Source organism: Caldithrix sp., from assembly GCF_056497305.1.
Genome location: NZ_JBSMDE010000042.1, coordinates 13,020 through 38,812, shown reverse-complemented (window position 1 = coordinate 38,812; position 25,793 = coordinate 13,020). Strand labels below are relative to the sequence as shown.

The 25,793-nt window shown below is 44.7% G+C and carries 22 protein-coding genes; 4 read left to right on the top strand and 18 right to left on the bottom strand.

The annotated features are described in order from the left end of the window. Positions 1-127: 127 nt before the first annotated feature. The 9 genes from ACWB0I_RS03690 to pruA all read right to left on the bottom strand — a co-directional run bounded on the left by ACWB0I_RS03690 (position 128) and on the right by pruA (position 13,426). The gene (locus ACWB0I_RS03690) at positions 128-547 is read right to left on the bottom strand and encodes a cobalamin B12-binding domain-containing protein (RefSeq protein ID WP_479386685.1); all 420 of its coding nucleotides are present in this window, start codon (positions 545-547) and stop codon (positions 128-130) included. A 24-nt stretch (positions 548-571) separates the two neighbouring features. Further along, complete coding sequence (locus ACWB0I_RS03685) at positions 572-2,215, bottom strand: acyl-CoA mutase large subunit family protein (RefSeq protein WP_479386684.1); 1,644 nt, start codon at positions 2,213-2,215, stop codon at positions 572-574. A gap of 343 nt (positions 2,216-2,558) precedes the next feature. Continuing rightward, positions 2,559-3,656 carry a DUF4388 domain-containing protein gene (locus ACWB0I_RS03680; protein WP_479386683.1) on the bottom strand — a complete coding sequence of 366 codons (1,098 nt, stop codon included), beginning with the start codon at positions 3,654-3,656 and terminating at the stop codon, positions 2,559-2,561. Between the two features lie 12 nt (positions 3,657-3,668). Continuing rightward, the gene (locus ACWB0I_RS03675; RefSeq protein WP_479386682.1) at positions 3,669-4,496 is read right to left on the bottom strand and encodes a phosphatidate cytidylyltransferase; all 828 of its coding nucleotides are present in this window, start codon (positions 4,494-4,496) and stop codon (positions 3,669-3,671) included. Between the two features lie 291 nt (positions 4,497-4,787). Continuing rightward, positions 4,788-6,674: a sugar phosphorylase gene (locus ACWB0I_RS03670; RefSeq protein WP_479386681.1), complete on the bottom strand. Its 1,887-nt coding sequence runs from the start codon at positions 6,672-6,674 to the stop codon at positions 4,788-4,790. Positions 6,675-6,680: 6 nt separating this feature from the next. Beyond that, on the bottom strand, positions 6,681-7,025 hold the full coding sequence (locus ACWB0I_RS03665; RefSeq protein WP_479386680.1) for an STAS domain-containing protein: 345 nt from the start codon (positions 7,023-7,025) through the stop codon (positions 6,681-6,683). A 79-nt stretch (positions 7,026-7,104) separates the two neighbouring features. Continuing rightward, positions 7,105-8,781, bottom strand: a complete 1,677-nt coding sequence (locus ACWB0I_RS03660) for a PP2C family protein-serine/threonine phosphatase (protein ID WP_479386679.1) — start codon at positions 8,779-8,781, stop codon at positions 7,105-7,107. A gap of 229 nt (positions 8,782-9,010) precedes the next feature. After that, positions 9,011-11,602 (bottom strand): putative LPS assembly protein LptD, encoded by a 2,592-nt coding sequence (locus ACWB0I_RS03655; protein ID WP_479386678.1) that lies wholly within the window; start codon positions 11,600-11,602, stop codon positions 9,011-9,013. Between the two features lie 192 nt (positions 11,603-11,794). Further along, positions 11,795-13,426 (bottom strand): L-glutamate gamma-semialdehyde dehydrogenase, encoded by a 1,632-nt coding sequence (pruA, locus tag ACWB0I_RS03650; protein WP_479386677.1) that lies wholly within the window; start codon positions 13,424-13,426, stop codon positions 11,795-11,797. 785 nt (positions 13,427-14,211) lie between these two features. Between pruA and ACWB0I_RS03645 the strand changes: the two genes are divergently transcribed. Then, complete coding sequence (locus tag ACWB0I_RS03645; RefSeq protein WP_479386676.1) at positions 14,212-14,424, top strand: TM2 domain-containing protein; 213 nt, start codon at positions 14,212-14,214, stop codon at positions 14,422-14,424. Positions 14,425-15,151: 727 nt separating this feature from the next. On the opposite strand, the gene ACWB0I_RS03640 is transcribed toward ACWB0I_RS03645, so the two are convergent. The 4 genes from ACWB0I_RS03640 to ACWB0I_RS03625 form a co-directional block, all read right to left on the bottom strand. Then, positions 15,152-16,903 (bottom strand): hypothetical protein, encoded by a 1,752-nt coding sequence (locus ACWB0I_RS03640; protein ID WP_479386675.1) that lies wholly within the window; start codon positions 16,901-16,903, stop codon positions 15,152-15,154. 17 nt (positions 16,904-16,920) lie between these two features. After that, on the bottom strand, positions 16,921-17,235 hold the full coding sequence (locus tag ACWB0I_RS03635) for an FtsB family cell division protein (RefSeq protein ID WP_479386674.1): 315 nt from the start codon (positions 17,233-17,235) through the stop codon (positions 16,921-16,923). Positions 17,236-17,276: 41 nt separating this feature from the next. Next, positions 17,277-18,560, bottom strand: a complete 1,284-nt coding sequence (gene eno / locus ACWB0I_RS03630) for a phosphopyruvate hydratase (protein WP_479386673.1) — start codon at positions 18,558-18,560, stop codon at positions 17,277-17,279. A 475-nt stretch (positions 18,561-19,035) separates the two neighbouring features. Further along, the gene (locus ACWB0I_RS03625; protein WP_479386672.1) at positions 19,036-19,806 is read right to left on the bottom strand and encodes an SDR family oxidoreductase; all 771 of its coding nucleotides are present in this window, start codon (positions 19,804-19,806) and stop codon (positions 19,036-19,038) included. Positions 19,807-20,492: 686 nt separating this feature from the next. Between ACWB0I_RS03625 and ACWB0I_RS03620 the strand changes: the two genes are divergently transcribed. The 3 genes from ACWB0I_RS03620 to ACWB0I_RS03610 are packed head-to-tail and all read left to right on the top strand — an operon-like array spanning position 20,493 to position 21,822. Next, entirely contained in the window at positions 20,493-21,062 is a 570-nt protein-coding gene (locus tag ACWB0I_RS03620; protein WP_479386671.1) for an RNA polymerase sigma factor, read from the top strand. Beyond that, the gene (locus ACWB0I_RS03615; RefSeq protein ID WP_479386670.1) at positions 21,059-21,505 is read left to right on the top strand and encodes a zf-HC2 domain-containing protein; all 447 of its coding nucleotides are present in this window, start codon (positions 21,059-21,061) and stop codon (positions 21,503-21,505) included. The genes ACWB0I_RS03620 and ACWB0I_RS03615 overlap by 4 nt, the downstream gene beginning before the upstream one ends. Further along, positions 21,502-21,822, top strand: a complete 321-nt coding sequence (locus tag ACWB0I_RS03610) for a YbjQ family protein (RefSeq protein WP_479386669.1) — start codon at positions 21,502-21,504, stop codon at positions 21,820-21,822. The genes ACWB0I_RS03615 and ACWB0I_RS03610 overlap by 4 nt, the downstream gene beginning before the upstream one ends. Before the next feature lie 826 nt (positions 21,823-22,648). Here ACWB0I_RS03610 and ACWB0I_RS03605 read toward each other — a convergent pair. The 5 genes from ACWB0I_RS03605 to ACWB0I_RS03585 all read right to left on the bottom strand — a co-directional run bounded on the left by ACWB0I_RS03605 (position 22,649) and on the right by ACWB0I_RS03585 (position 25,770). Then, a complete protein-coding gene (locus ACWB0I_RS03605; protein ID WP_479386668.1) occupies positions 22,649-23,092 on the bottom strand; it encodes a hypothetical protein in 444 nt (147 codons plus the stop codon). Between the two features lie 10 nt (positions 23,093-23,102). Continuing rightward, a complete protein-coding gene (locus ACWB0I_RS03600) occupies positions 23,103-23,657 on the bottom strand; it encodes a hypothetical protein (RefSeq protein ID WP_479386667.1) in 555 nt (184 codons plus the stop codon). Further along, positions 23,657-24,043 (bottom strand): hypothetical protein, encoded by a 387-nt coding sequence (locus ACWB0I_RS03595; RefSeq protein WP_479386666.1) that lies wholly within the window; start codon positions 24,041-24,043, stop codon positions 23,657-23,659. Before ACWB0I_RS03595 ends, ACWB0I_RS03600 begins: the two co-directional genes overlap by 1 nt. A gap of 19 nt (positions 24,044-24,062) precedes the next feature. Continuing rightward, on the bottom strand, positions 24,063-24,674 hold the full coding sequence (locus ACWB0I_RS03590; protein ID WP_479386665.1) for an N-acetylmuramoyl-L-alanine amidase: 612 nt from the start codon (positions 24,672-24,674) through the stop codon (positions 24,063-24,065). Positions 24,675-24,930: 256 nt separating this feature from the next. After that, positions 24,931-25,770: a universal stress protein gene (locus ACWB0I_RS03585; protein WP_479386664.1), complete on the bottom strand. Its 840-nt coding sequence runs from the start codon at positions 25,768-25,770 to the stop codon at positions 24,931-24,933. Positions 25,771-25,793: the final 23 nt, after the last annotated feature.

Genomic DNA, 25,793 nt, shown 5'->3' with positions numbered 1-25,793 from the left:
TTTGCATGATTTCAGGATTACCAGGATTAGGTTCTCTGTTTTTTTTCAACATACTCAGCTTTCAATACGAAAAACCGCAATTCGAGAATAAAAATCATGGTAATCTTGTAATCCTGGCAATCACGGTCTACCTTTCCCGATCACTGCCTTTCGTTTTTTTGTACCATTCCCGAATGTAGTCCACGGCTTCGTGTAAAGAGCTTCCCGGGCCAAATAATCGACCCGTGCCCATCTCTTCCAATTTACGAATATCGTCATCACTCATGATGCCGCCTCCGGTGAGCAAAACGTCAGCCAGACCGTTTTCTTTCATCAATTTTAAAATCTTTGGGAAAACCGTCATGTGCGCGCCGGAAAGGATGCTGATGGCAATCACGTCCACATCTTCCTGTAGGGCGGTCTGCACAATCATTTGCGGCGTTTGTCGTAATCCACTGTAGATGACCTCAAAACCGGCATCGCGGAAAAATGAGGCCACGACCTTCGCGCCACGGTCATGGCCATCCAGGCCGGCTTTTGCAACCAAAACACGTATTTTCTTTTCCATTACTCTCCTCGCCAAAGGGTCCAACTAAAAATCGGTGGGTTCTTGATATTCTCCGAACACCTCTTTAAGTGTATTAATCATTTCGCCAACGGTAGCGTAGGCTTTAGCTGCCTCGATGATCACGGGCATTAAATTGCGATTTTCGATGGCTGCCTGTTTCAGTTCTTTTAGCAGAGATTGCACTCGATGATTGTCTCTTTCCCGTTTAAGGGCCTGCAAACGGTTAATCTGTTCCTTTTCTACCTCAGGTGAAATTTGCAAAAGCGGAATTTCAATTTTTTCGTCCTTATCCTGGAAGGCGTTTACCCCCACAATGTAGCGATCATTATTTTCGATTTCCAGCTGATACCGATAAGCAGCCTCGGCAATTTCGCGCTGGAAGAAGCCTTTTTCAATGGCCGGAATTAAGCCTCCCAATTCTTCAATCTTTTTAAAATATTCTTCAGCGCCCTGCTCCATTTTATTGGTCAGGTCTTCCACAAAATAGCTGCCGGCCAGTGGGTCGATGGTGTGCGGTACGCCGGTTTCGTAAGCCAGAATTTGCTGGGTGCGCAGAGCGATCTTAACGGCCTTTTCCGATGGCAAAGCCAGAGTCTCGTCCATGGAGTTGGTGTGTAGGCTCTGTGTGCCGCCCAAAACGGCGGCCAGCGCCTGGTAAGCCACACGCACAATATTGTTTTCCGGTTGTTGGGCGGTTAAGGTGCAACCAGCGGTTTGCGTGTGAAAACGCAGCATCCAGGAACGTTCTTTTTTGGCACCGTACCGTGCTTTCATTCGTCTGGCGTAAATGCGTCGCGCGGCCCGATATTTAGCGATCTCTTCAAAAAAATCATTGTGCGCATTAAAAAAGAATGAGAGCCGCGGGGCAAAGGCGTCGATGTCCAGGCCACGCTCCAGGGCGGCTTCAATGTAAGCAAATCCGTCGGCCAGAGTAAACGCCAGCTCCTGCAAAGCCGTTGACCCGGCTTCGCGGATGTGATAACCACTGATGCTGATGGTGTTCCACTGGGGCATATTTTCTGTACAATATTCGATCATATCCACAATAATGCGCATTGAAGGTGTAGGCGGAAAGATGTACTCTTTTTGAGCAATGTATTCCTTTAAAATATCATTCTGGATCGTGCCGCGTAGTTGTTCCGGTTTTACGCCCTGCTTTTCTGCCACAGCAATGTAAAAAGCCAGCAAAATAATGGCCGGCGAGTTGATGGTCATCGAGGTGGAAACCTTGTCCAGCGGAATGCCATCAAACAGGATTTCCATATCGCGCAGAGAGCTCACCGAAACTCCGCAAACACCGACTTCGCCTTCGCTCCAGGGATCGTCGGCATCTCGACCCATTAAGGTGGGCAGATCAAATGCCACAGAGAGACCGGTTTGCCCGTTTTCCAGCAGATATTTAAAGCGTTGATTGGTATCTTCAGGCGTGCCAAATCCCGCAAACTGGCGCATGGTCCACAATCGCCCGCGGTACATGGTGGCGTGTACGCCTCGCGTAAATGGGTATTGACCAGGCATTCCCAAATCGCGATCATAATCCAGGTCCTTGATCATATCAGGCGTTCCCAGCATTTCGACCGGTTCTCCTGAGGCAGTGATGAATTTCGCATCCCTTAATTTAGCGGTGGAAACTTCCTGTTGCCAGCGTTTGAATGATTTAGGATCCATAAAAAACTCCCCCATAAATTGATTCCGTTTTTTCAACTTTAAAATACAACGCACTAATTTACAAAATATTGATGTTAAGCAAAAGAAATTAGCAGGATTTTTCTGCTGCTCTCTGGAAATTCAGCGGGGATTTAGTTAACCCAGAAAGCACTAAGAAGGCGCACAGGGGCAAATTTATTCATCACGCAGGCCTCTAAATGCCATTCGCGGGAAAAGCCCCTACAACCAATCAAAAGCTAAGCGATTCAACAACCAAACGATTAAGTCCCAGACACAGCATTTAATCTTTGAGAGGCGCCACTCTATTTGTGTAAGCGGGACAAAAAGCAATTGCAAAAACGGTTCATAAGGATTTTAAATGCGGAAGGAGCCGGGGCGTCAGTTTTTTGGTTTCCAGACGAATCAGGCTGATATTGGCTTCTTCATTGGTGATTGTGACCAGGTAGTAATTTGAATTCTGAATCTTTGCCAGACGAATGGCGCCCTTTTCATATTGCGTGAATATTTCGTCGATGGCGCCAAAATGAAATTCTTTGCTATTCTCTTCTGCCGTAGAAATGAATTTAGAAACCAGTGGCATAATATCGGCCACGGAAATTTTCCCTTTTTGCTCCGGGTGCAATGCAGAGGCAATTACAAATCCGGAATGATCGAGAATGGCTATTAACCACAGTCCCCTAATTTTTAACTGATTTTCAAGAGCCAAAATGAGTTGTCGCTGGCTTTCGGCTGTTTTGTCGTCCATGTTTGATGCCCGGGCGCGCAATTCATCAAGCCGTCTTAAGCCCTCCAATAGCAGGTTTTGCCAGCTCTTGAAAATGGTCTCCTTAGGCGCCTTGCGTCCCTTTTGTAAATGAAATTCTCCGCCTTCCCAGGCCAGTATTTCATAAAAAGCTTCTTCTCCCTCAAGCTGATCGACCTCGGCATGCACAATATCGCCATCATCAAAATAGATGGCGCCATGTTGTCCGTCTTTTTCAAAGTGTAGGCTATTGGTCTGACGCCCCAGACACAATAATTGAATCAGGTCGGTTAACTGAAAATCGGAAATCTTGCCTTCAAAACCTTTTTTCTCTTGAAGAATGTCGATGATGAGCTGGCGCAATTCCTGAATTTCGAAGGGTTTTTCAATGTATTTGAAACAACCTCTTCGGTTCGCTTCTTCCTGAATTTCCGATGAACCGTAGGCGGTCATGATCACCACTTTGGTCTGCGGGTAGTTTTCTTTGATTTTAAGCAAAAGGTCCAGGCCCGAAATTTCGGGCATCCTGATGTCGGTAATTACCAGATCAACCGGCACCTGGGCCAACACGTCCAGAGCGGCCATACCGCTATTTACGGCAATCAGTTCAAATTTATTCTTATCGCGGGACAGATGTTTGGAAATGGTCCAGGTCAGGTCTTCTTCATCATCCACGATCAAAACGCGTTTATCTGGCATTTTCCTCAAATCCTATTTTAATTGGAGAATAAAATACAGGGCCAAAAAGGCCATGGAACTAAACAGAACACTGTCAAAACGATCCAGAATTCCCCCGTGGCCCGGGAGCAGGTTAGACGAATCTTTTACGCCGGCATCGCGTTTAAGCCACGATTCAACCAGATCGCCAAACTGGCCCGCTCCTCCGACAATCAATCCACTTACTATGGCCACATTTAAACTTATCGGAAGAATTTTCTGAAAGTAAACCACAAAATAGACCATTAACGCTCCCACTAAACCGGCAATCGCCCCTTCCCAGCTTTTTTTGGGAGAAACGCGTTGAAACAAACGGTGCCGGCCAAATTTTTTCCCAAAAAAATAGGCAAAGGTGTCGCAAACCCAAATGGCAACGAACATGATTAAAATAAATTTCCCCCCAAATGATTCGTCCATGGTAAAAGGTCGGGCAATATTTTCACGCAAAAACAACAGACTGGCCCAGAAGAGCGTCGGATAGGCCAGGCCTAACAGGGTAGCACTCGTATTGAGCAAAGCTGAACCGCGGTTGCGAAACATTTCTGCGCCGAAAATAAAAAGCACAAACAGCAATAGGGCCAATAATAAAAGGGGATGATTTCCAACAAAGACCCAGGCCAATAATATTTGCCCACTGAACAATCCGGCCATTGCCTGCGGTGAGCTGTTCTTCTTTTCCAGGAGCCGGTACATTTCCCATTGGCCCAGAACGGTTACCACCACGGAAAATAGATAAAAATAGAGACCTCCTTTAAGAATAATGAAAAACAGCAAAGGAATTCCCACAATAGCTACAGCCACGCGCACGGCTAATTCTTTCATAACTACTCCTCTTTTGGTTGCATCTGCACTCCAGACATTTCCCTGATTTAATACAGCCTGGTTGAAATGATCAGCATTGAAGGGGGGCGTCATCGCTCGAGTAGCCCTTTAACCGATCATGTTAAATTTTGCCGCTGGGCTCACAAAAGAAAACAACACCTGTGCCATCGAATCAGTTAATTTTAAAAAAGCCAGAAGAAATTAAGTAATATTTGAATTTTGCGCAATTAGTAAAAAGGGATCGATCTCTTTTCAGACACCGATCCCTATTGAGGATTAGTTGGGTGCAGCCTATTCCAAGACCCTGAATTTACCATTCCGCGCTTTTAACCACAGAATCTGGTAAGGATCTACAATCAGAGAAATTTGGTTGTTTTCGGCTTTAACAGAACGTTTACTGAGTAAATCGTGCCAGTGGTGGTTACCCAAAATTCCCCATTCTTTTAAATTTATGTTCAAAGAAATTTTTTTGGAAGAGACATTGGTTAAAGTTAAAATAATTTCCCGATGGTCCTGAGTGTAACGGATGACGCCAAAAATTTCGTCGGCCAGTTTTAATATTTTCTGTGGTGAATTGGGATGGAAAGCGCGCTGCCGTTTCCGGATTTCGATTAATCGGACCAGCTCACGGGTTACATGATAAGTCGTTGTTTCGGGATTTTCCAGAGAACGGAGTAATTCTTTTTTATTTAGTGTCTTACGATTAATGCTTCGAGTGGAACGTTCTTCCAGAACCAGTTCCGCATCATTTTTTGAGCCCAGAAAGCCATGTAAATAAATTCCTGGTACGCCCATGAGCACAAGGGCAATGGCGCGGGATGCAATGTAGCGTTTAATCTGAATCTCCATCGGTTCATCGGCGTCTTCATTGTTAATAGCGCTAAACCAGGTAATATTCAGTTCATAAGGGCTGAGTGTTCCGTCCTGATTGGCTCTGTAGGAGATGAAGCCGCCGTGCTCTACCACCCGCAAAGCCATCATGTCGATTTCCTGCTGCGAAAGAATGCCCTGCACGGCCATCACGCCCACCCCATCATGGGAATCCAGAAAATTGAAGAAAGTCGCTTCGTTGGAGGGCTTTTTCAGCGTGGCCGCCCATTCGGTTAATTTTCTGGCATTTTCATTTTGAAAAGAGTAAAGCACCAGAGGAGGAAGAGCAAAATTGTACACCATCTGCGCCTCGTCCCGGCCATTTCCGAAATAGCGAATATTATCCTCATGGGGCACGTTCGTCTCGGTGATAATGGCCACATGGGGGGCCACAGCATTCAGAATATCTCTGAACAGTTTAATGATGGTGTGCGTCTGCTCCAGATGAACGCAGGTGGTGCCCAGTTCTTCCCACAAATAGGTAACCGCATCCAGACGAATAATATCTGCTCCACGTCTGACGTAGGTGAGCAGAATTTCGATCATTTTAAGCAGCACATGGGGATTATGGTAATTAAGATCAACCTGGTCCTGGCTGAAGGTCGTCCAGACCAGACGTTTGCCGTTAAGGGTACAAAATTCGGTTAGGATCGGTGTGGTTCTTGGGCGGACAATCAATCGCAAATGATCCGGAGACAATTGCTGCTTGGTGGAAAAGACGACAAAAAAATCAAGAAACTGCGGGTTTTGATTTAAAAACTCCTGAAACCAGCGGCTCTTAGAGGAAACATGGTTAAAGACGCCGTCAAACATCAATTTAAAATCTTTCTTTAGTTCCAGAATGTCGTCCCAGGTGCCCAGATTGGGATCCACTTCTTCAAAATCCATCACCGCAAAGCCCCGATCGGAAGACGAGGGGAAAAATGGTAAGATGTGCAGGGTATTAATGACGTTTCTCAAATAGGTTTCGGTTAGCTGCGCTAAAGTGCGCAATGGTTTTTGATTGGGCGTTTTAATCAGATCGCCATAGGTGATCAAAATTACATCGTGTTCTGTAAAACGGTTTTCCGGATTAAAGGTCTTTTCCCATTCCAACATCAAAGGCGATTTGTGAGCATGATATACTTTCAGAATTCGTTCCAGTTCAGGATAGATTAAATCGAGGCGACTCTTACCGTACAAAAAGGTGAGTTTGTTTTTAAACTTCTGACTGAAATGATCAGGAATCTGGAAAATCGGGCGAGAATAATCAGGCTCCGAAAAATGGAAATTCCTTCTGTCCACCGAAATATCTTCCTGATATTTCATTAGTACCTACTCCTTAAAACTATTGACAGCTTCCTCAACGGAATCAAATATTTTTACGATTTGATTAATATGCGTTAATTGCAAGAGATCAATAATCGTTTGCTGCGGCGCAGCCAGTCTAATATCGCCACTTTTAGAACGCGTTGCAGCAATTTTAGAAACAATGGCCCCCAGTCCACTGGAATCCATGTATTTGGTTTTTTCCAGGTTCATGACAATCTTGTAGTGCTCTTTTTCCAGTAGTTCTTTCATCAATTTTTTCAGATCCCCGGAAATTTCTGAGGTTAATCGCCTTGGAATATCAATAACGACGATTTCACCGCCATCCATTGAATGGGTTGGAAAATTCATGATGTTGCCCTCTTTTGTTTCTGATATTATTGTCGACGAAAATTTATATTTTTAAAGTCTTCTTAAAAAAGTGTTAAGTTTATATTTGCTTTTTTTGTCTATTGTTTGTTTTTCGAATCAACATCAACGTAAAATCATCGTCCAGCATCTGACTCCCTACATGCTTTCTTACCGCACTGATGATGGTCTCTTTTAAATCATTCAAATCCTCTTTCTGGTGTTTCTTAACTAACTGCCTTAAACGTCTGAGATCAAATTCTTCTTCACGTTCATTCATGGCTTCGACCAGACCATCGGTATACATGACCAGCAGATCATGGTCACGCAAAGGCAAACTGTTTTTTTCATATTTCCAGGGCATTACCCCTAAAAATATTCCCCCTCTGTCCAGAGGCGTAAAGGTTTGAGATTCCGTGAGAATGAACGGCGGATTGTGCCCGGCATTAACGTAATCTAGGCGATGGGACCTGGGATCATAAACCGCTGCAAAAACCGTGATGTAGCGATCGGCTGTGGTTTGGCGTGTGATCATCTGATTCAGATTTTCCATGATCCAGGCCAAATCATCTGAAAATTGAAAAATGGTGCGCACCGAAGCCTGAAAATTGGACATCAGCATGGCGGCTGGGATGCTCTTCCCCGAAACATCTGCCATGACAAAAGCCCACTTCCCGTTTTTCATGGGAATAACATCATAAAAGTCACCGCTCATCTCTTTACAGGGAATGTATGTGGCTGCGATCTCCAGGTCTTCTATCTGCGGCAGCTCTCGAGGGATCAACAATTTTTGTATTTCGGAAGCTATTTTGATGTCGGCTTTTAAACGCTCTTTTTCAATGGCTTCCTGTAACAGGCGCGTATTTTCAATTGCCAGTGCAGCCTGGGTACTGAAGGTCAGCAGCAGTTCCAGATCCTTTTCAGAGAAGGGCTTCATGTCCAAGCGGTTCAAAATGGTAATCACGCCTAAAATACGTTCTTTGTAGCGCAAGGGCACGCACAAAAACGAACGTGTGCGATAACCACTGCGTTTATCAAAGCTGGGATCAAAACGGGGATCCTTGTAGGCATCTTTAATTAAGATAGGCTGTCCGTGTTCAGCGACCCACCCGGAAATTCCCTGCCCCAATTTGATGCGAAACGGTTTAACATTGTTTGATTTAGGCCCCAGGGCAACCTTAAACTCCAATTCGTCCCCTTCTTCGGTAAACAGTAACAAAGAGCCCGACTCGGCATTCATTAAATGCATGGCTTTTTGAACGATGTCCTGCAGCAAATTGTCCAGAGAGGTCAATGACTCGATGGAACGACTGATTTCGTGTAGAGCGCTGGTTTTTTCCAGCAGGTCCTGCATTTCCCGTGATTTACGCTTCAACTCTTCTTCCAATTCTTTGTTGCGCATTAGCAATTCGAATACGCGCGTGCAAAGGTCTAAAAGAAGAAACTGAACTTCATTAACAGCCCCGACTCCTAAAATAAAGGCCTTTTTCTGTTTGGTGGGGTAAATCCACTCAAAATGGGAGGCCTTTAAAACTTGCTTTATCTCGTCTGATAAGGATTCCACGGGCAAAATTTGGTAATCCGGCAAAGTTTCCAACTGAGCACCGGACAAGGCAATCGATTTTGGCGCCGAATTTTGGGTCAGCAGAAGCCAATGTTCAACATCTTCTTTGATTAATGCGCCTATTTCCGCTTTAGAATTTTCCTCCCAGGTGGCAAATGAATCCTTAAATAGCAGAAGAAGAGCTTTTGCTTTCATGCACATTCCTTACAGTTCATTTAAACAAAAAAATTAACCACAAAATTTTGTTTTATCAAATAGTTTTTTCTCTCTGTTTAATTTTTTGAAAAAAGTAAGATCGATTGGGTTTACTTCCTATTTTCAAACATACCAAATGGGTGATTTTTAATTCTCTACAGGAACCTTTTTAATGAAGCTATACAGCTTTAAAATGAAGGCATTAACAGGGAAATCTGAAGATTTCTGATCAATAATAACCACTAAAACGCGTGGCACGACGTTTGGTAATTTTGATGTCCTGTAATGCACTGGCTTTGACATTGATCTGGAAAAAATAGTAACCAATTTCCGGTTGCCAGTTAAAGGACATCTCCCAGCAGTGCAGGTCACGGTAGATGCTAAAATTTTGAGAAGCAATCTTTTTGTTTTTCACATCGAAAATGGCATTCCAGCTGATCTTCCAGTTTTTTGTCAATTGAATACTGGCATTAGTGCTCAATCCAAAACGGTGTCGGTCTTCCTTCTGGCGGCGCCGGTCGTAGGTGTAATTCAAATTAAAGGTCAATGACCATGGGATATTAATCTTTTTAGCCTGATTGATGTAATCCTCTTCATCGTACTGAATGGCTCTGGTTTCCAGGATGCCCTCACGGGACAACTCTTTTTGCAAAGAATCGCTTACGGCCGTCTTTGTTTTCTCTTTTTTCGTACGTCGGAAAGTCTTTTCAGAAAGCCTGAAATTAAATGAAGTATTTAAATAGATGAGCTGTGGAATCGTATTGAACTTATTGATCTTCCTGTTATTTTTGTTGAATTGATACAAAGAGTGAACCGTACGAAAGCTGAACGATCGACCGAAGATGCGTGTTCTGAAATTACCTGAGATGTCGCTCCACTTCAGACTATCAGCCAAAAAATTGTATCGTGTGGAAAAATTAGCGGTCAACAGGTCGATTTTCCTCTCTTTACCCTGGTCGTCAATCAATTTCCCCTGAAAAAAGTTATTAAGGCTGATATTCAGGCTCTGGCTTCTGGAAGTGGGCGTTCCTCCGTACGGTGAATTCTTAAATTTGTCGATTTTGTGAACCACACCGCCGGTGTCAATGCGCGTAAAATAGCCAAAAAAAGGCGATGAAAAATCCGGTGTGTAGCTAAAAGAGAGCGAAGGGTCCAGTTTATGGCGAATGAATTTCAACGCGCCAATATTGGGTTCAAAAAGGCCGTAAAGCGTAGTTTTTAGGCCTACCCCGCTGCTGAAGGTATGGCGGGCGGCGAACTGTTTTTTCTTTTTCTCAATGATGGTTTTGCTTTGCGGATCGTATTCAGCCGTGACAATCTCATCCACCCAGTCTTCGGTCAAACGGACATTGGGCGAAATATTGAAATAGCGAAAGAGTTTGGTGGTGGTGGAAAATCCCATTTGATGATGAATACCCTGGCTGGAAGATCGTTTAAAGGTACTATCGCTCTGTAATATTCTGGAACCACGATGCACCATTTGCGTGCTGAGATTAAAATAGATATTCTGATACCACTTGCGTTGCGCCCCTAATTTGTTGCCGCTGAAAATTTCGTAAAGCGTTTTCTGGGGAAAATTAAGATTGACATTGGGCAAAGTGTAGGTGATATTGCCATTTTGCAAATTTTCATTGCGCGAAGCATTGACCGTTAAGCTGATCTGGCTCTTTTTCCAGCGTTTAGAAAAGGTCAGGTGCGAGGTAATGTTTTGATTTAAACGGTCGCGTTGGTTGGGCGAAAGCTGTCGGGCAAATTGCTTGTCACTGGAAAAGGAACCAGAGCCGTAGATACTCATGGTCGGGTCGAGTACCTGACGGTGATTGAAGCGAAAGCGCCAGCGTTCCACCGATTTGCCGGTGGTGGGATCTCTCGGGAAGTATTCTCCATTAAAGCGGCCGTTTAATTTGTAGCGCACATTGTACCGTACATTGGTGCGGTAAGCAAAGCCAATCCTGTCGTAAAAATCCATCAGAAAGGCGGCGTCCATGTAATCGTTTGGCGCCCAGTAGTAACCAAAACTACGTAAAAAACGACCGGTGGAAGCGCCTTCCCCATATTTCGGGATGACAATACCCGATTTTCGGCCGCGTTTGTTGGGAAAGATGCCAAAAGGAAACCAGGCCAGAGGAATATCGGCAATGTAAAAAGTAATGGGGCGGGCCACAATTTTGTCCTTAATCTTGACGCGGATTTTTTGACTTTGAAAATAGAAATGGGGATGGTCAATGTATTCACAGGAAGTAAAAATACCATCCTGCACCAGTAACGTGCTGTCCGCGATGCGATGAATTCGGCTACCCCGGTAATAGCCCGGTTCCATCTGCGTCTTGCCCATGATGACCTTCCCCCGCTTCGTCTCAAAATTGTATTCGATCTGATCTCCGGTAATGGGCTCCTGCCCCTGATCTTTAAAAACGGGTTTACCTCTAACCACAGGAAGACTGTCGGCGCTCAAAGAATCGGCCAGCCCGGATGCAAATAATAATTTCCGACGCTGATTCAAGCGGATATAAGCCGCATTTAATTGCATGTGCAGATAGTTTAATTGGGCGTCGCCAATCAATTCGATGATATTGCCGCTATCGGACAGAGCAATAAATTCTGCCCGATATTTAATGGGACCTTTTAATTCGCTGCCACGACTCCCTGTGTTGTCGGTTGAATCGGAAACAACGGTCGAGTCGCTGCTGGCTGTGGTCAATGTGTCCGGAGGCATGATTTGGGCAAGCCCACGAACAGTAAGTATGAAGACAAGTAAGCAAATCAGCCGCAAATGCATCAATTGGTCGATCCCATCCTGTTTACCTGGTTTCGTTGCCATATACGCCGAAGATTGACGATTAGATTCATCGTTTCACTTGAGACAAAATTAAGAATATTGCCAAATAATAACAAATGCTTATTTTTACCTTAAAATCTTTTTTCGTTCAAGACAAAAAAACTCACTACCCGCCTTTTCAATATTGAAAAGGTGTTAGTAGTGAGTTTTTTAAAGAAATTTAAAACGTCAACGTTATTTATCGCCCATAAACGGATAGGTCCAGTCTTCCGGAGGAACCATGGTTTCTTTTATGGAACGCACATTCATCCAGCGGATCATGTTCAGGTAACTACCGGCCTTGTCATTGGTACCTGAAGCGCGCCCGCCGCCAAACGGCTGCTGGCCTACCACGGCCGCGGTTGGCTTATCATTGATGTAAAAGTTTCCGGCTGTATTGCGCAGACGATCTTCCATCAAACGCAGAGCCTGGCGATCCTGGGCCCAGATGGCGCCCGTTAAACCGTAAGGCGACGTCTCATCACACAGTTTCAGGGTCTCTTCGAATTGATCGTCTTTGTAAACGTAAATGGTTAACACCGGCCCGAAAATTTCTTCTTCCATGGTTTTAAATTTGGGATTGGTCGTGACAATGGTTGTCGGTTCAATAAAAAAGCCTTTTTTGTCGTCATAGGAACCGCCGGTGATGATTTCGGCCTCAGTGGAATTTTTCGCGTAATCGATGTAAGAGGTGATACTTTCAAAAGCAGCACGATCGATTACCGCTGTCATAAAGTTGCGGAAATCGGTGGGTTCACCCATTTTGATCTTTTTCACCTCTTCGATGTACATCTCTTTAAATTTCGGCCAGAGCGATTCCGGAATGTACATGCGCGAAGCAGCCGAACATTTTTGTCCCTGATACTCAAAGGCGCCGCGAATAGTGGCCACTACCAGCGGCTTTACTTTGGCAGAAGGATGGACAAAAATGAAATCTTTGCCGCCGGTTTCACCCACGATGCGCGGATAATATTTCATTTTATGGATATTTTCGCCGACCTTTTTCCACATGGTCTGAAAGGTGTTGGTAGAACCGGTGAAGTGGATGCCAGCCAGGTGCTCACTCTCCAGTACGGGATTGCCGACCTGTGCCCCGCTGCCCGGAATAAAATTGATTACGCCATCGGGCAATCCGGCTTCCTGAAGCAGCTTCATGATGAAATAAGCCGAATAAACCGCAGAAGAAGCCGGTTTCCACAGGGACACGTTGCCGACGATCGCCGGTGCCGTAGGCAGATTGCCGGCAATGGATGTAAAATTAAAGGGCGTTACGGCAAAAATGAAACCTTCCAGAGGACGATACTCCATGCGATTCCAGAATCCGCGCGGCGAATAGGGTTGTTCTTCCATCAGTTTAGCCATGTAATAGGCATTAAAACGCCAGAAATCGGCTAACTCGGCTACAGCGTCAATTTCACTCTGGTAAGCGGTTTTGGATTGGCCAAGCATGGTAGCCGCATTCAGCGTGTAACGCCAGGGCCCAGAAAGCAGGTCGGCTGCTTTCAGGAAAATAGCCACGCGGTCTTCCCAGGGCATTTCGGCCCAGGTTTTGCGCGCCTCCAGAGCGGCATCGATAGCCATTTGTACCTCTTTGGCCGTGGCTTTGTGGTACACGCCCAGTTTGATTTTGTGATTGTGCGGGGTGTGCATTTCTGCGGTGCGTCCGGTAAAAATTTCTTTTCCACCGATGATTAAGGGCACTTCGATTTCCTGGGCCTGCAATTCGGCCAGTTTATCTTTTAAGGCTTTGCGTTCAGGAGTTCCGGGGGCGTAATCGTACACCGACTCGTTTACCGGCATCGGTACTTTGAAATAGGCATTGGACATCTTGCAACCTCCTTCGTTTGGTCAGATTTACGTACTTATGTTCGGTACAATATACAAAGTTAAGTAGACTAAAAGCAATACACAAAGTGCGATTTTTAGAAGCATTTAATCCATTAATTATTAATGAATTAAAAACCTTTTTTTAAATATTCAGTTCCATAAATAATTATTCTTGTCACAAAGTGTTGGAAAGAATTACTTCTAAAAAAGTTTCTTCAATGAATTTCCCCAATGACTGGTCTGAAGTCCGTATCGATTGTCATTTCGACCGATGCCCCGACTGCATGAGGAAAGAGCGGAGAAATCGTTATCAGTTGTAAAGGCGAAGCACTTTAAATAAAGATGGTTCCAATTAGCGCGACCTCTTTGTGAACGACTTAAAATTGCTCTGGAACAAAACTTTACAGAAAATGCTACAATTTTACAAAGGTCTCGAGCTAAAGCTCGAGTTACGTTGGGCTTACGAATGCTATGCAAGTGTAAGGGATTCTTCCCCCCACCGATAAATCGTGGGATTCAGAAAGACATACCGGCACAGGCTTTCACTGATTAGTCACAACTTGCTTTTTTATTTGCAATTGGTGCTTTTTGGCGTGCTCTGCGAATGGTGTAGTGGTTTCGATTAGGCCTCCTTCGTATCAATATGCGACTATTGACAATCTTACCTTTTTAATGTACTTTAATATGGTAAACTTGAGATGGTTGACTGCATTCCAATGCATTCTGCTTGAAATAGATTTGTTCAGTTAAATGTAAGAGAAGTTATTTTTTAGAAAAGGGAAAAAATGAGTGATAAAAAGATTCTACCTACCTTTCTGCTCTGTTTTTTATTTGGCGTTTTTGGTGCACACCGATTTTTTGTGGGGAAAATTGGCACAGGTTTTTTACAATTAATTACCATTGGCGGGTTAGGTATCTGGGCCGTAATCGATTTAATATTGATTATTACGGGTTCGTTTACGGATAAAGAAGGCAATAAGATCGCAGAATGGACCTGATTATTTTCCGACATTTCAGATCGATTTAATACGCTTTCCATGTTTAAGGACCAGGATCAAAGGCGCAAGGCACGCTGGAGTGTATCAGTACATTCGCAACCAACTCATCTGGTTTGTAGGAATCCCTAATTTCTCAAAAAAAGAGGATCAGTCTACTACCCTAAGTTTAGAATACTTCCTTCAAAAGATCTAATCCCGCCACAGCGGGATGCGAAAATTTTTGTGCAGTGTGAAGAAGCAAAACTGTTGAATTGTTGAATTGTTGATTTGTTGAATGGTTTGATGTCCCACCCCAGAGAATCGCAATTTCCGCTGCGCTCCAACCCGGCTGCGCCTTGTTCGTTCTTCACCTACTTGCTTCTTCTCCCTGAAAATCGGGACGAGAGGGAGTTCAGTGTGCCAAAGTAAGGGATTCTTCATCCCGAAGAATCGGGATTCAGAATGACCGAAAGTCTCGGGCTGAAGCTCGAGTTACATTGCGTTTGCGCGTGATCCAGTGGAAGGAATTCTTCTCCCGCTAAAGCGGGAGAAGAATGACATGCCGGCACGGTTCCTCACCGCCTGGGCATAAGTTGCCCCTTCGCAAATTAATTCGTAATTCGTAATTTTTAATTTAAAAATACTTCCCTGTGCTCTCTATGGTTGTTAAATCCCAGCGAAAATTTTTTGGTTGCGGCACTGCTGCCTGAGGTTAACGCAGAGAACTACATCTCAGTTTACTTCACTTTCAGAAAAAATAGTTGAGTCGCAATTTTCCGGACAGGTAACGGGTATCCGGTAAGCGGCTGTCATTGACACTTAGATAGGAAAGTGAAGCCAGGAAATTTATTTTAGGCAAAACGGCATAGCTCAATTCCAGATAGGGGCCCTTGTTTACCAGCGTCCTGTTTAATGATTTTTCTGGTACATAACGCCATTCTCGTCTTCGGTAAAATGTGAAGCCAACATCCAGTTTAAACAGCAGAAAGCGCGTATTGCGCAGAAAGATTGTCCAGAATTCTGACTGGTACGATTGCAGCACTTGCTGGGCGAATTCCTTACGAAAGAACGTCCCTTTATCTTCCAGTTCCAGCCGGCCATAGGCCCCCAGATATTGAAAGGGGTAATATCGAATCATCAGGGAATCATTTAAAATGTACTTACGGAAGACAAAACTGCGCGGTTCACTGAACAGGTCGTCAAAATCGTAAACCGTGTAGTTGGCCAGTACTTCTGTGCTCAAGCGATTAGAGAATGGTCCGTACCGGTAGAGCAAGCGAGGATTTAGCTTGTAGATGCGGTTCCAGCTATTGCTGGCGCTGCGCTCCTGGTAAATGTAAATCTGGTGGAACAGATAGGCATAGGCCAGTAAATCGAGCGTAAGCAAAGGACTAATTTTCCATGCATAACGGGCATTAAAGACAAATCTCTGTTCATCGCGGTCATCGTTATTAACCACCGAATCGGGTGTGTCATATTGGGATTTAACATAGGCAAAATTGAACATGAGCTTCTGGCTGGCATTGAGTTGAAAATTCACATCGGCATTAAAGGCGCTCTGCCTGGTTCGGCTATCGGTTACCGTACCGGCATTGTCCTGTGTCTCATCCGAGGTTCGGAAAGTGAACAACACATTAAAGCGTCGCCCTAAGTGCAAATAGCGAAAATAATTTTCAAACAGAAAGATCGATCGACCGTTAAAATACGAAATTTCTCTCGATTGTAAACGCGTTTGTACCAGAAGACGATTCGTTGGATTTAAATCGTAAAATAACTTATTTTGCACTTCCCTTTCATTAATGGTGACCTGTTCTATCGAATCCGAAACATAGTACTCTTTTGACAGGTCATTCCAGCGAACAAAGAGCGAATCCTGACTCAGGTCCGAAAAGTGCGAGGTAAAATAGGTACTAACATCGTACTCCCTGTTCTGTCGTTCCGGATAAAAATCGAGGTTTGTACTGGCTTTTAACGAAGCCGTGTAATTACTAAAATGGTAACGTTCAAACTGAAATCGTGAACCGGTATCCCATCCCCAGTCCACATGGGAACGATTTTTTGCTGTTTGATATCCCAAATAAGGCGCCCATTTAATATTTTTTAAAAAGGTCTCTTCCAGAAACAACCCCAGCCGATGATTCCCAAACTGGTTGTTCAATGAAACCTGTTTGTCGCTCTGGTACCAGCTATAGAAATACATGCCCACATTGTGCTGGTTCCTGTTCCAGTACAATAAGCCTTCCAGAGTGTGTTCATCTTTCCACTTTTTGTTGCCCTGGGCCGGAATGAGTAGATTGCTTTGAAAACGATCGCGCACAAAGTAGTTCAGGCTGTTTTTTGCCTGATTTTGATAGGAAAAGAGGGCTATCCAGTTGTAGGTGTTAACCTGCTTGTAAAAATCGGTGTTCAATTGAGGTTTGAATTGCAGATGGGCCAGTTCAGGAATCTGGGCCTGTAAACAGGCCGTAATGAGAATGACAGATACAAATCCTTTAACCAAACCAATCCCTTTAATGGTTACTTTTCCTTGATTATTTTGTACACCTTTTCATCTTTTTTCTTCATGTTGTACTTTTCTCTGGCTATTTTCTCGATATAGTCCAGATCATTTTTCAAACGATCGGCTTCTGATTTAAGCCGCTTTTTATCGTTCTCCAGGGATTGGATCTCTTGCTCCAGAGATTTTTTGTAGGAGGTTTGTTTGAGATATTGAATGACACTGCGCGGCCCATGAAAAAAGAGAAAATAGATCAAAACAACCAGGCCCAGGCCAACCAGCCAACGCACGCCTTTTTTTGGATCGAACGTTTTACTTTTTTGACGCTTTTTCATTTTGTAAAAGCCTGGCAGTTAAAAACTGCCAGGCCCCTTCTTTACCGTTTAAATGCCTTGCGTCCCAGGAAGACGGCGTTTTCACCCAATGTATCTTCAATTCTCAATAATTGATTGTACTTGGCGATGCGATCGCTTCGGGAAGCAGAGCCGGTTTTAATTTGCCCGGCATTGGTGGCCACCACTAAATCGGCAATAGTCGCATCTTCGGTTTCTCCGGAACGATGGGACACAACCGCCGTATAGCCCGCTTTGTGGGCCATTTCAATGGCATCCAGGGTTTCTGTAACCGTGCCGATCTGGTTCAGTTTAATCAGAATCGAATTAGCCACGCCCATTTCAATGCCTTTGGAAAGCAATTGCGTGTTGGTAACAAAAATATCGTCGCCAACCAGTTGGATGGTGTTGCCCAAACGCTCTGTCAGAATTTTCCAGCCTTCCCAGTCATCTTCGGCCAGTCCGTCTTCGATGGAGAGGATGGGATACTTGTCCACCCATGCGGCGTAGTAATCGACCATTTCTGCACCGGTTAATTCCTTGTTTTCCGAAGCCAGTACGTAACGCTTTTTGTTATTGTCGTAAAATTCACTGGAAGCCGGATCGAGGCAAATAAAAATTTGTTCTCCGGGTTTGTACCCGGCTGCTTCAATGGCCTCTAAGATCAAATCCAGTGCTTCCTGATTCGATTTTAAATCTGGTGCAAAACCACCTTCATCGCCCACTGCGGTGTTGTAATTACGTTTTGCAAGTACCTTTTTCAGATTGTGAAATACCTCAGCGCCCATGCGCAACGCTTCATGAAAGGAATCGGCGCCGGCTGGTGCAATCATGAATTCCTGCACATCAACGTTATTATCGGCATGTTTACCCCCATTCAAAATGTTCATCATGGGCACCGGTAAAATCTTAGCGTTAACGCCTCCCAGATACTGAAACAAAGGCAGGCCGACCGATTCCGCAGCCGCTTTGGCCACTGCCATCGAAACGCCCAGAATGGCATTGGCACCCAATTTTCCCTTATTCGGCGTGCCATCTAAATCGATTAATAAATGATCAACAAAAGGTTGATCGGTGGCTTCGATTCCAATTAACTCTTCAGCAATAATTTCATTTACGTTTTGTACGGCTTTTAACACTCCTTTACCAAGGTAACGACTCTGATCACCGTCTCGCAATTCTACGGCTTCATTTTCTCCGGTAGAAGCGCCCGAAGGTACGGCAGCCCGACCAAAACTACCATCATCCAGCAGAACTTCAACTTCCACGGTAGGATTTCCACGACTGTCTAGAATCTCTCGTGCATAAATATCTTCAATCAACGCCATAGTTCTATCCTTTCCTGTTTTATTAACTGACCGAACTAAAATATTAACATTTTCACAAGATAACCAGTGAATGCTTTAAGTTCAAAAAAAAATCAATGAAACGCGCTGTATTGTCTTGTTGAACAGCCGAAATTACAACAAGTTCCTTGTCTGTTGGGAAAGGAGGAACATTCGATCCGTTCTAAATTGGATTAACTCCCCGCGTGTTCCATATTCCTGAATTTTAATCGGCTTTGGCCGCGAAGACTTCAACTTTTTTAAGAAACAGAGAAACCACTAATACCTCTTAGCTTTTCAGTATTCTCATGCTCCATTTAAGCTAAGGCAGCAGAGCCGCAACTTTTAAACAACCTCAAAGGGCGCCCGTCTGGCAGGCGCAGCCTGTTGTAGCGAAGCGAAAATCCCGATTCTCGGGGACAGGACCGTCCTTCGGCCGGGTGTTTACAGTCTAATGCAGCACAATGTAGTCACTGCACTACGCTTCTCTGTGTACAATTGTAGCCGAGGCCTGTGCAGCAGGAAAGATGATCACATCAGCAATCTGTACATGTGGCGGTCGGCTCACAATAAATACAATGGTTTCGGCAATATCTTCGCCGGTTAGCGGTTTTAACCCTTTGTAAACATTTTTCGCTCGCTGTTCATCGCCCTTAAAACGGACAATACTGAATTCTGTTTCTACCAGCCCGGGATCCACCGAAGACACCCGAATGGGCGTATCCACAAGATCAATACGCAATCCTTTGGTCAGGGCATCTACCGCATGCTTTGTAGCGCAATACACATTGCCCCCGGGATAAACCTCATGGCCGGCAATGGAGCCAATATTAACCACATCACCGCGCCCGCGCTCTACCATCCCCGGAACCACCGTACGCGTAACATAAAGCAGACCTTTAACATTGGTATCGATCATCTTTTCCCAGTCCTCCACATCGCCCTCATGAATTTTGGACAATCCGGATGCCAGTCCGGCATTATTGATGAGAATGTCAATCGGTTTCCAGAAATCCGGTAATCCCTCAATCGCTGTTTTTACAGCTTCTAAATCCCGCACGTCCACCGGTAGGGCAATCCAGCTTGCGTTGTATCGTTTTTTGATCTCTTCTCCCACTTCTTCCAGCCGTTCTACCCGTCGGCCCAACAAAATCACGCCAGCCCCTTCCCTGGCCAGTGCCAGAGCGGTTGCCCGGCCAATTCCGCTGGTCGCTCCGGTTACCAGAGCAATCCTTCCACTTAACGACATGTGTACCTCCTACTAGCAGTCTTTAATCTCTCATCACGAATCATTGTTTTAAAATGATTTTATTTTCTCAATTTGTAATGAAGGTACATAAAAAATGGATTCAAAAAAAGACTGTTGCACATCCCAGATGTCGTTCGTAAGCGCAACGTAACTCGAGCTTCAGCTCGAGACCTTTGTAAAATTGTAGCATTTTTTGTAAAGTTTTATTCAAGAGCAATTTTAACTCATAGACAAAGATGTTGCGCTAATTGAGGCCATTTTGAAGAAAATGCTTCGCCCTTACGCCTGACAAAGATTTCTCCACTCGGTTTCGATACAGTCGGAGCATCGGTCGAAGTGACACTTAGGGTGGCTCAGTGCCGCCTGTCATTCTGATCCCCATTTGTCGGGAGAAGAATCCCTTACAGTGACAGCAGTCTCCCGATTTTCGGGAGAAGAGGTTAGGGGTGAGGGCAAATAGAAATTTCACCACTCTGTCCCGACGCAGTCGGGGCATCAATCGAAATGACGCCTGGTGGGCTTCAGAGCCTGCGTTTTACTCTTGAAAAATGAATTTCTTCTTTGACACATTACCATGCCCACTTAAAAAAGAAAAAAATTTTCAATAAATCATTTACTGATTTATATTCATTTATCTAAATTTGTACCATGAGTTTTGAATAAAGTCAGGTTGAAGCTGTACTATTATGCATCAGGTTAAGGAAGAAGAGCTCAGTGACCAACAGGTTATTCAGGCCTGTTTACAGGGCGATAAAGAAAAATACCGCATTATTGTTGAACGGTACAAGCAACGGGCGTATTACATGGCGCTGATGTTTACAAAGAACCATGAAGATGCCTTGGATCTTTCGCAGGAAGCCTTTTACCGCGCCTATCGTTCATTGTCCGATTTTGATCTAAATAGATCTTTTTACAGCTGGTTCTATCGAATTCTGAAAAATCTGTGCATTAATTTTGTCAATCACCACAGACGCCGGTTGCCAATGGATGAAACCCTGGAGAGGAGCTACATTGCCGATGGAGATTTTCCGGATGAAATTTTTGAAAAGAACGAGCGGGCCCGAATCATCTGGCTGGCGCTCTCTCAATTGGATGCCAAAGAGCGAGAGATAATCGTTCTGAAAGAATTTAATGATTTCTCGTACCAGGAAATTGCGGAAGCGCTGGAAATTCCCATTGGCAGCGTGATGTCTCGCTTGTATTACGCCAGAAAACGGTTACTGAAAAAATTAAAACAGTTTGAGGGCAATTTATGAAGTGCGAAGAAGCACGTTTTTTGATGATGGGCTATCTGGATGGTGAATTGGGCGAAAGGCAACAGAAAGAATTTCTGGAGCATTTGAAAGACTGTCCAGATTGTCAGGCTGAGTGGCATTCATTTCATTATTTAAAGGAGGAAACCGCAAAGATGAAATTTCGCGCTCTCCCGGAAATGTACTGGGATGATTATTGGCAACACGTTTACAATCGCATCGAGCGTGGCCTGGGCTGGACATTTTTTAGTCTGGGAGCAATCCTCATCCTGGCATTCGGAGGATATGAAATGCTCAGAGATTTCTTTTTAAATTCCCGGGAACCGCTCTTGTTGCGCATCGGCGTGGGCATTTTTCTATTAGGTTTTATCATTCTTGTAGTTTCTGTCATCCGCGAAAAATGGATGGTGCGTAAATATGACAAATATCGGAGGGTGGTTAGATGATTATTACGACAACAAGCGAAATTCCAGGCATGGAAATAAGTGAAATTTTAGGAGTGGTTGAAGGGAACACCATCCGCGCCCGTAATCTGGGACGCGATATTTTAGCCTTCTTAAAGGCTCTAATCGGGGGCGAAATTGAAGAATACACCAAGCTCATGGCCGAATCGCGCGAACAGGCCCTGGACCGCATGAAAGCCATGGCCACTGCAAAAGGAGCTGACGCGGTTATCAATGTCCGTTTTTCGACCTCCTACATCATGTCCAGCGCAGCGGAAATTCTGGTTTACGGCACGGCGGTAAAACTGAGAAGAAAATAGCTAAGGCAGCACGGCCGCAACCAAAAGACATTTTCACAGGGATTTAATCAACCACAGAGCACACAGAGAAGCATTTTTAAATTAAAAATTACGAATTACGAATTAATTTGCGAAGGGGCAACTTATGCCCAGGCGGTGAGGAACCGTGCCGGCATGTCATTCTGAGTCCCCGATTTATCAGGGAGCAGAATCCCTTACACGGGTAGACCATTGGCAGGCGCAACGTAACTCGAGTTTAGGCTCGAGGCTTTGTAAGGGCGGAGCATTTAAGGCGAGTTTTTGTTTTAAAACCTATCCCCTCCGGCTCCCTTCCCTTTAAAAAATGGAAGGGGGAGTTTTAAACTTTGCTTTGTAAAATTTGATTTCTAAATGTTCATCTACTCAAACGTTTGGGATTGCTCTGTAATAAGGCAGCTTAAAAATTTTCGCATCCCGCTGTGGCGTGATTTGATCTTTTGAAGGAAGTATTCTAAGGCAGCAGAGCCGCAACTCAAAGTGCGAGAAAATTTTTTTATCACAATGATTTATCTTGCAGATTAAGCAGATAGTTGCAGATATAATTTAAACCCATTCTTCAACACACTCCTCCAAAAGCAGCATTGAAAATTTCGCATTCCGCCATGGCAGGACTAGATCTTTTGCATGAAGTATTGTAAGCTCTTACTAAAGAAATATGAAGCGCTGAAAAAGTTCCCTTTTCAATGAGCAGATTTTGGAAGGAAGGCCCAAATCATTGAGCAGGTAATCAGGCCTGGAAGCGATAGGCAGCTTAAACTTGTAAATGAAAGCGAGCCTTTTGCAGAAACATCATTCTTTGTTACGACTTTTAATGCAACAGGCCATAAATTAATCCCACGGCACCGCCGATTAACAACCCCGTAGTAAAACCCTGTAATCCGTGTTTGGTTAAAATCCAGGGGCGATTGCTCTTTTGTACTTCTTGGCGAAATAGATCGGCCACCTCCTCTAATTTCTTCTGATAATCCGTAACCATGAGTTGCAAAGTGTCGGCATTCATTTGCAATCGGCTGCGAATGACAGCCTGTGTTTCGATCTGCTTGTGCAGATTGGCCACCAGACTATCCACCAGCGCCTGGCGTGTTTTAAGCACTGCATCCGTTGATTTTAACGCGTTAGACAGGGCCTCAATTTTTTGTAGGCTGGCCTGTAGATCTGCTTCGCATTCGCTTAAGGCCTGACGCAATTGCGCTTCACTCTGAGCCAACGCCAGAGTGGAAAAGACAAGCAAAAACAGCACCGTTTTCATCATGATCTGTACCTTATTCTTCAATTAAACGATAACCATTGATCTCAATCTGGCCCTGATCGCTCTCGGCAGTTTTATTTTCAGGTGGCAGATCCGTAGAGAGAAGCGCTTTCCGTTTTGCGCTACGCTCCTCAGCAGCGGAAAGAAAGGATTCGGCATCGGCGATTAATCTTTCATTCAGCGCCAGACGATCTTTCAACTCAGCGTCAATCAGCTTCAACTCAGTCTGGTACTGATCAGCCTGTTTTTCGAGCTTCTTTTTGCGTTCTTCCAGCACTTTGATCACCTGCTGATTCGCAGTCACCGCCTCCTGACGGCGTTTTTGAACTTCTTTAAAGCGGGCGTAATTTTCATTGAACTCGGCCAGTTTGTCTTCTACAGCAAATGCTTTTTTTAATTTACGCTGAATGAAAAAGGCTCCGACTGCGCTCATGCCGGCTAAAATCCCCAGCCCTAATTTAGGCTTTTTAGGCAGCACCAATTTGATCACCAAAAACATGCCAATCAATAAAGGAATGATCAGGATGGCCACATCCAGCCAGATTTTCAACGTACTTAAATCAAACATCAGATGTCCTCCTCATCCTGTACAATTGGCACTTCGGAACCGTTGTTCCGGCCTGCCCTGACTTGTTCCAGTTCGAATTCCAGTTTCTTTTTTTGCAGGTAGTGGTCATCGGTTTTAAAACGCCGCACCGTGTAACTGCCCGCCAGTCCAAAAACGACCCCAGCCAAGGAGATTAAACCGGTTTTCATACTTTCCATGATCTTAATCAGTACCACCGTTTTAGGCGAATCGGCATGGATGTAGGTAAGCACGGCAAACGTAATCCAGATTAAGGTCAGGAAAATGAGCAAAATCATGGAATAGGTCAATATGGTGAATAGAAAATCAGGAAAACCCTTGGAATTTTTAAGCAGCCAGGGACTTGGTTTTCCACGAAATTTTTCCATTACATGCTCCTTTCTGCTTTCAGGTAATGGGTAATGCAGCCTGTTCCAGGCCGGCGACCATGGCCTGCACCAATGTTTCCTGATAGGCAGCATCCTGCAGAAGGACACGCTCCTCGGGATTGGTCAAAAAGCCTAACTCCACCAGAACGGCCGGCGGCAGAGTTTGATGAATCCAGCACAAATTACGTCCCAATTCAATGGTCGAGAGCAAACCGCCATGGGCCAGTTGAATCCCCGCCTTTTCAGCCTGTTGGGCAATTGCCTGGGCCAGGTTGTAACCGGCTTGTGATTCCTTACTGTAAATGACATACAAGCCTCTGCGCTCGGGAATCGGTTTGTAGGCATTGGTCTTTTTGTTGAGATAAGCAGCCACATTACAATGAACCGAGATAATAGCATCAAATGTCGGGGACTGGTTTCGATGGTGGGCATTGATCAATTTGCAACGCGTTCGCAATGGCGGCACCTGTTGATCGGATTTGCGCGTTGTAAAAACGCGATGGCCATTTTCTTTAAGGCGTCGATTGAGTTGCAGGGTAACCTGCAAATTCAGATCTTTTTCACGGACACCTGACCACACGGCTCCATTGTCAGGGCCCCCATGCCCGGCATCGGTGCAAAAAACAGCCATGATCCTTACTCCTATTATGTGACCACTCTTATTCCTTTAAAATGCGGAGCTTCCCTGCGGTAGTTAAAAATATATTAAATTTAGCGTTAAAAGCAAATCTCAAATTTCCGGAACTGAGTAGAAACATCAAAGGCGTTGCTTTGCACAAGCCCAAAAAGTTCAAATAGATCGTTTGCAGTCCGACAGAACCTATCCCCATTCAGTACCCACATTTGCTAAACGCAACTTTCTTACGCGTTCTGCGCACTTCTCTGATCTATTTCACCAGCAATATGGGTTTGACGGCTTTGCGCATGACATGCACGGTTGTACTGCCTAAGATGGCTTCGCGCAGGCGGGAGTGGCCGTAGCCGCCCATGACCATTAAGGAAGGTTTGGCAGAATTGTTCTGTACATTGACCAGCACTTCGTCGGGATCTCCGGTTTCGGGCAGAAGATCAAATTTGATCTTGTAAGGGGTCAGATATTGCCTTGCTTCATTTAACACTTCCTGACGTTCTTCTTCAGAATCGAACACCGAGACCACTTTGAGCGGCATGTTCAGTGAGCTGGCCAGAAAGGCAGCCATCTGCAAAGCATGATTGGCAGCCACCGTACCATCGTACCCGCAGTAAATTTGTTCAAACGGTTCAAACGTTTTATCCACCAGCATGATGGGCTTGGAAATCTGGCGGGTTACCGATTCGGTGGTGGCCCCTAACAATTTACCGCTCCACTTTTCGTATTCCCCACGGATACCCATGATGACCATATCGGTGGTCTTTGCCATTTGACAAATTTCATCCACAGGTATTCCGGAAATTTTAATGACCTCAAAAGTGCGCTTTTTGGAGCTGAGTAATTGCGAAGCTTTTTGAATCACTTTTTCGGCTTTTTCATTCTGAATGCGCTGTGATTCTTCCTGAAACTCGGCAGAAGGCATGATGGGCACAAAGCTATCCGCACTGGTTGCCACGCTCCAGTCGAACAGACGGATGTCAATAACGGTTAAAATTCGCAGAACGGCGCCAAATTTCTGGGCGAAAAAATCACCATAATCAAGAACGGCTTCAGTGTAAGGCGATCCGTCGATGGGTAACAAGATGGATTTAATCATGAGCTCTTCCCTCCATTTTTTTT